This is a genomic window from Pseudofrankia coriaricola (assembly GCF_001854805.1).
In the GTDB taxonomy this organism is placed as follows: Bacteria; Actinomycetota; Actinomycetes; order Frankiales; family Frankiaceae; genus Pseudofrankia.
On record NZ_MBLO01000256.1, the window covers coordinates 1 to 9,648 of the forward strand.

Here is a 9,648-nt window from a genome sequence, read left to right on the forward strand (position 1 = left end):
CGCTCACCCGAGCCGTTGGCCGTGCCCGGCGCCCGGCCCGCCGCCGTGAGCCGGGCACCGCGGGTCCCCGGACCATCCGGGACCGGCCAGGCGGCCGAGCCGGCTGCCGGAGGCCACTTCGCGTCGCCCGGCGGCCGGCCGCGGCCGGCGGGCAAGGAGCCGGGCGGGCGGCAGCAGCCGTCTCGGACCGGGCGGGGCGCCGATCGACTCAGCGAGCGGGAGCTGGCGGTGCTCAGCTACCTGCCTACGATGCTGACGACGGCGGAGATCGCCGCCGAGCTGTACGTCTCGGTCAACACGGTGAAGACGCACCTGAAGAGCATCTACCGCAAGCTCGACGTGGCCAGGCGACGGGACGCGGTGCACCGTGCCCGTGCCCTGCACCTGCTCTGAAGCGGTCTCCTCGGCGTCGGTCCCGCACCGGGCCCGCGGAGTGCTCCCGGCGGATCCGGGAGTGCTCTTGGCAGACCGGCCGGGCCGGCCGAGACCGGCCGGGCCGGCCACCGGATCACGGAGCCGGCGGCTCTGGGCGGACGCCAGGTCCGTGGCTGGTCGATGGGCCGGACCGGGACGCGCCTCTCGCCTGAACGACCCGGTCTCACACCGTGCCAGGAGGCCGCCCGGTTCGGGGTGTCCGCGAGGCGGGCGGCTCTCGCGCGGCGGTGCTCAGGGAGGCTGCCTACCCAGCGTGATCTTCTGGCCGCCACCCGTGGGGGCCGGTGGAGGCGGGCGGCGAAGCCTGGCCCCGCGGCGGCGCGGGCGAGCGGCTGACCGGCCAGCCACCGAACTCGGCCGGCGGATCCGTCGGTGGCCGTTGCCCGCCGAGGTCCGGGTTGAACAGCCAGATAAGCCGTATTACCAGGGTGATGATGCCCGCGATGGCCAGGATCAGCCCCAGCGCTGGCAGGTTCAGGCCGTGGATGTGCCACGTGACCGCGTACCGGAGAATCGCGCCGGCCACGATCATGAGGATCGACGAGCCGATGGTCACCGTTGCTCACCCCTCTCGGGCCGCGGCCGGCGGTGCGAGCCGACGCGCGGGCACGGTCGCCGCCGGCCGACCGAACGGATCGGACCGGGCGGACCGTGTCGTCGGGTTCCGTACCCTCGGTAGCTAGCGGTTACACAGTGTGAAGGAGATTGGCTGGGTGGCGTGGACTTATCGCCCCTAGTTCGGAAATGGCCCATGTGTGCGGAGCGTGACTAGCACTATCGGGTAATAGAGGGGCGATCATCAGCTACTGAAAGCTACCATCCGATCACTATCGATAGATAGAGAGCGCTCTCACGGGACTTTAGTCCCTAGTTGGATCTCCTGACTGACCCTTGAAGTTGGCAAGAGGTAAAAAGTCCCGGCCACCGTCTAGCGTGCCCCGGAAGGGGGCCCTACGCTGACCCAACATGTCCAGCTTGGTCGGTAATACTCCGGCGACTTCGCCGTTACCGACAAGTAACGAGGGTGTCGACCGGATCCGGAGGCGGGCGTGGCAGACCGCATGCTTGATGGCGTGAGGGATACCGTTCTGGACGGTATGGGCGGAATCTCTCCGGTTCGTCGCCAGCCGAGACCGGTGACAATCGACACACCATCCGCGGTCCTGCGTGGGCCAGCCCAACATCTGGACACCGCGGCCCGATGGCATGCCACGGCGCCAGCGAACGCACCCATCGGGAACACTGCGGTCGGGCGTAACTCGTCGTCCCCCGGGCACTCCACGCGGCCCCCCGGAATCAGCACCCCCGCTCAGGCCACCGGCCCCGGGGGCGCCGGAATGCCCGCTCGCACTCAGCTGGCACCCCGCGCCGCGCAGCCGCCGCGGGATCTCGCGCTCGGCGCGGCCGAACTGCGCGGCATTCTCCGGGTCGTCGAGGACTGCGAACGGGCCCCTACGCTGCCGGCGTTTCGGGAGGCCACGCTCGACGCCCTTTCCCGCCACCTCGGCTACCGGAACTCCGCGTTCTTCCTCGGCCCGTCGCTCGAGGCGGCGTTCCAGGACCAGCGACCGGCCGGGCGAGGGCTCGCGCTGCGGATGGCCGGCCCCTTCCTCGACCGCTATCGCGGGCTCGAGGCGTTCTCCGACCCGGAGAGCCTGCGGCTGATGCACGAACGGGGTGTCGTCACGCTCGAGGACATCGGCAACCCGGTACGGCCGGAGATCCGGATGCGCATGGAGCGTTTCCTGCGCGCGCACGGCATCCACTCCAAACTTCTCCTGCGTCTCGCCGGCCCGGCGAACATCGGTGCCGTGGTGTCCCTGCTGGACCCACGGCCCGGCGCCTTCGGGGCGCGCGACCGCGCGGTCGCCGCGGTGCTCGGCCGCCACCTGGGCAACCTCCTGCGATTCCATGTCCGCGCGAACACAGGCCCCGCCGTCACCGCGAAGCTGTCGGCCAGGGAACGCGACGTGGTCCGGCTGGTGGCCGAGGGCCACTCCAACCGCCAGGTCGCCGAGGCGCTGTGCATCAGCATTGACACGGTCAAGCACCACCTGACGCATGCACTTGTCGCCACGTCCTGCGCCAACAGGACTCAGCTGGCCCTGGCCTGGCAGCGCGAGATGGGCCCGTCTACCTCGCCGGTCATCGCCGGCCCTGGCCGGGACTGACGTACCCCGGGCGCGTCCCGGGCCGCTGGCCGCGAGACCGCCGGGTGGCCGTGCCGGCGTGCCAGGCGTCAGGCGGCGGCCGGTGCTCGGCCAGTGGCCGCGACGGGTGCCCTCGGACGACACCGGGCGCGTCCTGGAACCGAGGCCGTCGGGAGTCGTCGGCCGGGCCGGACGCCCGCGGGCGCTGAGGGCCGAAAGCCGTCCTGGATGCCCGCCGGCGGCAATCGGTCCGGCGGCGGCGCGGCGCATGCCGCCCGCTGCCTGTGTGCCGACCGGCGAGGGTGATGCCCGTGGCACCCATCCGGACGAACGAGACGTGCTTCGGCCGAAGGCGGCCGCCTGGAAAGTCCCGGCTCTTCGGGACGTCTCCGCGCTCGCCAGGTGAACAGCCGCCTTACCTCTTCCCACGGCCGGGGAGAACCGTCCGACCTGACTAGACCGATCGTGCCGGACACCGTCTGGGCAGGGGCCTGTCTGACCACGGGGCCGATCGGCGTCGCACGCCGAAGGGACGTTCCGGCGCAGGCCGCGGCCCGGTCGTCGGGCGGATCCCGCCAGGACGGACCGGAATACCCGCTAATTCGGCACCGCCGTTTTGACGGCTAGCTCCCCGGAGGATGACCGGTTCCCGCTGGGCGCCTTTTGGGGCTTTAATGAATGAATTTACTCGAGCTTTCACGTGACGCTCATCGAGTCATTCTGGATGTCGAGCCAGCAAGCTCCAGGAAACGGCGAAAGAATGTTCTTGATGGATGCGGACGGAATCATTGGCAAGAGTTCCGCCGGCATCGATTCCCAGGGATGGCGGACCACCCACGGTACCCCGAAGGCGGTCGCGTATCATGCCCCCGAATGGGGGTATCTGAGTGTAGCGGCCAAGGGTGCGATCATTGTCAGCGGGCGTGTAGGCGAGCCCACCGGCATGCTCTGGGCAGCACACATCCGCCTCGTCGGGCGGCGCTGCCCAGGGGCAGTTTCGGCGTGGCTATCCGTGTGGCTATAATTCTGAGCACCTTCTCGAGCTCTCGCCACGACGGCGTGGTGAGTGCCCGCGCAGGAGCTTGAAACCCGGCCCGGGAGCGTCTGGACATGGACGGCGCTCGGTGTAGTTCCGCACTTGGAGACGTTGTTTTTCGAGATGACCAAGGCTCCGGCGCTCACTCGTCCCGGCACGCCGGCACGAGTGTGCGCGCCTGCCGGCACCCGCCGAGCCGGTGACGAAACCCAGATGGTGATGATGGCCATACCGGGTCCGTCCGCCGAACCTGTCCGTTCGCCGCGGCGTGGCCCGGGGCGTGGCCGCCACCTTGGGGCGACGCCCGCCCCCCTCCCGCTCGCACCCCGGTGTCGCCGCGGGCGTCACTGGCTCAGGAGGACCAGTCGATGACCAGGACTTCCAGTCAGCTCGACCCAGGCCGCCCCACCCGTTGGGAGGATGCCCTGGACGCCCCGGCACACGCCGGCACGCGGGATCTCGTCGTCGTCGTGACGCCGTTCGCCGAGCCGAACGCCGCCCTGGTGGCAGCCGTGGAGCGCGCCGGCGGGCTGGGCGTGCTCGACCTGGGCGGCGACGCCGCCCGCGCGCGCCGGGCGCTGGCCGATGCGGCCCGCTGGTGTCCCACCACCTTCGCGGTCCGGGTGGGCCCGGCCGTGCCGCTGCGTCCCGAGGACCTGCCGGCCGAGGTCGACACCGTGCTGCTCGCCGACCTGGACCTGCTGGCCCTGGCGGCGCCCGCCGCCGAGCAGCCGGGATCTGCCCGGTGGGATGTCGCGAGCGCGGCCGGCCCGGCCGGGGCGCGCCGCGTGCTCGTCGAGGTGACCTCGGTGGCCGGCGCGCGGGCCGCGCTCGCCGCCGGCGCCGCCGGTGTCGTGGCCCGGGGCAACGAGGCCGGCGGGTTCGTCGGAGACCTGACCACGTTCACCCTGCTCCAGCACCTGGCCGCGGCGGGCCTGATGACCCGCGCCGGCACCTCCGCTCCGTTCTGGGCCGCCGGCGGGATCGGCGAGCACACGGCGGCCGGCGCCGTCGCGCTGGGGGCCGCGGGCGTCGTCCTGGACACCCAGCTCTCCCTGGTCCGCGAGGCCGAGACGGCGGCCGAGGTGGCCGCGGCGGTGCGGGCGATGGACGGCAGCGAGACCACCCTGCTCGGCGGGCACCGGGTCTACGTCCGCCCCGACCTGCCGGTCGCTCGGCTCGCCGGGCTCGCGGCCGCCGCCGGCCTCGGTGAGGCGGATCTTCGTGACACCGGCGGCGAGGTGGCGAGCGACGGCGCCCTGCCCGCGGCCCCGGGCGGGCCAGCGGACGGCGCGCTCACTCCCGCCGAGGCCGCGGCCCGCCTCGGCGGGCGTGACCTGCGTGCCCAGTTCCTCCCGGTCGGCCAAGACGCCGCGTTCGCGAGCGGGCTCGCCGACCGGTACGTCACCGCGAGCGGCGTCGTCCGCGCGGTGCGCACCGCGATCCGTGACCAGCTGGCGAGCGCGGCCGGGCTGCGCCCGCTCGAGCCCGGCGCGCCGTTCGCCGCGGCCCGCGGCCTGCGCTACCCGCTCGCGCAGGGCCCGATGACCAGGGTCAGCGACATCCCGGCGTTCGCGAAGGCCGTCGCCGACGGCGGTGCGCTGCCGTTCCTCGCGCTCGCGCTGCTGTCCGGCGAGCAGTCCCGCGGGCTGCTGGCGGAGACGGCCGAGCAGCTCGGCGACGCCCCCTGGGGCGTCGGCGTCCTGGGCTTCGCCCCCGCAGAGGTGCGCGCCGCCCAGCTGGACGCGGTGCTCGCCGTCCGCCCCCCGTGCGTGCTGATCGCCGGTGGCCGCCCGTCGCAGGCCGCGCCGCTGGAAGCCGCCGGAATCGACACGTTCCTGCACGTCCCGTCCCCCGGCCTGCTCGACCGGTTCGTCGCCGACGGCGCCCGCAAGTTCGTCTTCGAGGGGCGGGAGTGCGGCGGTCACGTCGGCCCCCGGGCCAGCTTCGCGCTCTGGGAGGCCCAGGTCGGCGCGCTGCTCGCGGCGGGCGAGCGGCTGGGCGGCGGCTTCTTCGAGGAGCTGCACCTGCTGTTCGCCGGCGGCGTGCACGACGAGGCGTCGGCGGCGGCCGTCGCCGCGGTCGCCGCCCCGCTGGCGGCGCGCGGCGCGAAGATCGGCGCCCTGATGGGCACGGCGTACATGTTCACCGCCGAGGCGGTGGCGAGCGGCGCGATCCAGCCCGGTTTCCAGGAAGCGGCGGTGCGCTGCGAGGAGACCGTGCTGCTGGAGACGTCGCCCGGGCATGCCACCCGCTGCGTGCGCTCGCCGTTCGTCGACACGTTCCTGGCCACCCGTGTCGAGCTCGCCGCCGCGGGGCACAGCCGCCAGGAGATGTGGGCGGCCTTGGAGGGCCTCAACCTCGGCCGCCTGCGCATCGCCAGCAAGGGTGTGCGCCGGGACGGCGGGGCGCTGGTGGCGGTCGACGAGGACGCCCAGGCCGCCGAGGGCATGTTCATGATCGGCCAGGTGGCGGCGCTGCGCGCCGAGCGGACGTCGATCGCGGCCCTGCACGAGCAGGTGACCGCCGGCGCGGGCGACGCGCTCGCGCGCCGGGCCGCCCAGCTCGGCATCGCGGCCGACGGTGCCCGTACCGCCGCCGTCACGGCCACCCGGGGCATTCCGGAGCAGCACCCGGCCGGCGGCGAGGCCCCGGCCGCGGACCTGGTCTCCGCGCGGCGCGCGGCCGCGGCGCGGTCGGTGGCGGCGGTCCGCGAGACGGCCCGGCCGGCCGACATCGCGATCATCGGCATGGCCGGGGTGTTTCCCGGCGCGCCGGACGTGGAGACGTTCTGGGCGAACATCGTCGGCGGGGTTGACGCGATCACCGAGGTGCCCGCCGACCGGTTCGAGGCCGATCGCTTCTACTCGCCGGACGCATTCGTCAAGGACGCCGGAAAGCTGACCCCGTCGAAATGGGGCGGCTTCCTGCCGCCTATCCCTTTCGACGCGCTGGCATACGGAATCCCGCCGCGTTCGCTGCGCAGCATCGAGACCGGCCAGCTGCTCGCCCTGGAGGTGTCGGCGCGGGCGCTGCGCGACGCCGGCTACGACCAGCGCCCCTTCGACCGCTCCCGTACCTCGGTGGTGTTCGGCGCCGAGGCAGGCGCGGACCTCTCCGGCGCCTACGGCCTGCGGGCCGGCTACCGGGCGCTCGTCGGCGACCTGCCGCCCGAGCTCGACGAGCACCTGCCCGAGCTCGACGAGGACTCGTTCCCCGGCATCCTGGCCAACGTCATCGCCGGCCGGGTCGCCAACCGGCTGGACTTCGGCGGCGCCAACTTCACCGTCGACGCCGCCTGCGCGTCGTCGTTCGCCGCGCTGGACGCCGCGTGCAAGGAGCTCATCGCCGGCAACTCGGACATGGTGTTCTGCGGCGGCGTCGACACCCACAACGGGCTGAACGACTTCCTGATGTTCGCCTCGGTACACGCCCTGTCGCCCAGCGGGCGGTGCCGCTCGTTCGACTCCTCCGCCGACGGCATCACCCTCGGCGAGGGCGTCGCGGTAGTCGTGCTCAAGCGCCTCGCCGACGCCGAGCGCGACGGAGACCGGATCCACGCCGTCGTCAAGGCGGTCGCCGGCTCCTCCGACGGGCGCGCGCTGGGGCTGACCGCGCCGCGCCGCGCGGGCCAGGTGCTCTCGCTGGAACGCGCCTACAGCCGCGCCGGGATCTCCCCGTCCGAGGTCGGCCTGGTGGAGGCGCACGCGACCGGCACCGTCGTCGGCGACCGCACCGAGCTCGCCACCCTGACCGAGGTGTTCGCCCAGCACGGCGCCGAGCCGGGCTCCTGCACGGTCGGCTCGGTCAAGTCCCAGATCGGCCACGCCAAGTGCGCCGCGGGCATGGCCGGGCTGATCAAGGCCACGCGCGCGCTGGCCGCCGGGGTGCGGCCGCCCACGCTGCACATCGAGACGCCCAACGAGGCCTACGACCGGGCCAGCAGCCCGTTCGCCTTCGACCGGGCGGCCAGGCCCTGGGCCACGCCGGCGGGCGAGCGGCACGCCGGGGTGTCGGCCTTCGGGTTCGGCGGGACGAACTTCCACGTCGTGCTGTCCGCCTACGACGGTGGCCCCGAGCCGGCGCACGGGCTCGCGCACTGGCCGGCGGAGCTGTTCGTCATCCGCGGCGCCGACAACGCCGCGGCCGCCCGGCGCCTCGACCGGCTGACCGAGCTCACCCAGGCGAACGAGGACGCGGGCCGCCCCTGGCGGCTGCGCGACCTCGCCCGCACCGTCGCCGAGGACCGGTCGGGACCGGCGCGGCTCGCGTTCGTCGTGTCCTCGCTCGACGAGCTGCCGGCGGCGCTCGCCAGGGCGCGCTCGCTGCGGTCCGACCCGAAGGCCGGGCTGTTCGTCGCCCCGGACGCGCCAGCCATCGAACAGACGACGGGCGCCGGGCCGAACGGGCCCGGACGGGTCGGGTTCCTGTTCCCGGGCCAGGGCAGCCAGCGCCCGGGCATGCTCGCCGACCTGTTCGTCGCGTTCCCGCGGCTGCGCGAGGTGCTCGAGCTCGGGCCGCAATGGGCGGGCACGATGTTCCCGCCGGCCGCGCTCAGCCGTGAGGACGCGGACGCGCAGGCCGCCGCCATCACCGACACCCGCGCGGCGCAGCCGACACTGGGCCTGGCCGGCCTGGCGATGGCCGAGCTGCTGGGCTCACTCGGGATCCACGCCGACGACCTCGCCGGCCACTCCTACGGGGAGCTGGTCGCGCTGTGCGCCGCCGGCTCGCTCGACCGGACCGACCTGATCGGTCTCTCCGAGGCACGGGCGGCCGCGATCCTCGCGGCGGCGGGAGAGGACCCGGGCACGATGGCCGCCGTGTCGGCGCCTGCCGCCGACGTCCGTGCCGCGCTGGACGCGGCTGGCGGGCGCGCGACGGAGGTCGTGCTCGCCAACCAGAACGCCCCGAAGCAGACCGTCGTCTCCGGCCCCACGGCCGCCGTCGCCGCCGCGCTCACGGCGCTGTCGGCCGCGGGCCTCGCGGCCAAGCGGATCCCGGTCGCCGCCGCCTTCCACAGCCCGGTCGTCGCCGGCGCCGCCGACACGCTCGCCGACACCCTCGCCGGGCTCACGGTCTCGCCGGCCGCCGCCAGGGTCTGGGCGAACACGACCGCGGCGCCCTACCCGGACACCGCCGCCGAGATCCGGGCGACGCTCGCCGGCCAGGTCGCCGCGCCGGTCCGGTTCGTCGAGCAGGTCGAGGCGATGTACGCCGCCGGGGTGCGCACCTTCGTCGAGGTCGGCCCTGGCCGGGTGCTCACCGGCCTCGTCGGCAAGATTCTCGCCGGTCGGCCGCATCGCGCGGTCGCGACCGACGTCGCCGGCGAGCCGGGGCTGCGCCGGTTGCTGCTCGCCGTCGCCGAGCTCACCGCCGCGGGTGTCGCCGTTGACATCGCGCCGCTGTTCGCCGGCCGGGACGCGCGGGTGGTCTCGGCGGCGGACGCGCCGCGGCGGCCCGGCTGGCTGGTCGACGGCGCATACGTGCGCACCGCGGACGGCCGGGTCGTCGCGGGCGGCCTCAAGCCGTCCGCGCGGCTCGCGATCGAGTCCGCGGTCTCCCCGGCAGCGCCGGCGGTGCCGATGGTCTTTGCGGCGCCAGCCGATCCGACGGCGGACGCCGCGGTGCTGGAGTTCCTGCGGACCACTCGTGATCTCGTCTCGGCGCAACGCGACGTGCTGCTCGGCTACCTGGGCCGCGGGGGTGACGTAGCGCTCGGCGCGGCGGCGCTCTCGGGCCTCGGTGACGCGGCTGGCGCGCGACTCGCGCCGATCGGGGATGCCGCCCAGCCGGCGCAGGTCGGGCGACTGGCCGCGCCGAGCGGGCGCGTGCCGGTCATCCCCGCGCAGGCCTTCCCGGTGGACCCGCCGTCGCTGGGTGCGCCGGCACCGGCCGCCGCGTCCGCGAGCCGCGGCCTGGGCCGTGCAGTGGTGCTGGACACGGTGGTGGAGGTGATCGGTTCGCAGACGGGTTACCCGGCGGAGATGCTGGAGCCGGGGTTGGACCTGGAGGCGGATCTGTCGA

Annotated in this window: 4 protein-coding genes; 3 read left to right on the forward strand and 1 reads right to left on the reverse strand. The window is 74.3% G+C overall.

Annotation, left to right across the window (positions count from 1 at the left end):
• Positions 1-393: helix-turn-helix domain-containing protein (locus BCD48_RS54455; protein WP_241842293.1), on the forward strand; the 393-nt coding region annotated here is incomplete at its 5' end.
• Between the two features lie 286 nt (positions 394-679).
• Here the strand turns inward: BCD48_RS54455 and BCD48_RS37065 are convergent.
• Complete coding sequence (locus tag BCD48_RS37065; protein ID WP_071053072.1) at positions 680-991, reverse strand: hypothetical protein; 312 nt, start codon at positions 989-991, stop codon at positions 680-682.
• A 781-nt stretch (positions 992-1,772) separates the two neighbouring features.
• Here BCD48_RS37065 and BCD48_RS37070 point away from each other — a divergent pair.
• The gene (locus BCD48_RS37070) at positions 1,773-2,606 is read left to right on the forward strand and encodes a helix-turn-helix transcriptional regulator (protein WP_241842294.1); all 834 of its coding nucleotides are present in this window, start codon (positions 1,773-1,775) and stop codon (positions 2,604-2,606) included.
• Between the two features lie 1,383 nt (positions 2,607-3,989).
• Positions 3,990-9,648: type I polyketide synthase (locus BCD48_RS37075; protein WP_071053074.1), on the forward strand; the 5,659-nt coding region annotated here is incomplete at its 3' end.

Excerpts from the sequence above, each read along its gene's own strand:
- BCD48_RS37070 (WP_241842294.1), top strand. The coding sequence starts at position 1,773 with ATGCCCGCTCGCACTCAGCTGGCACCCCGCGCCGCGCAGCCGCCGCGG.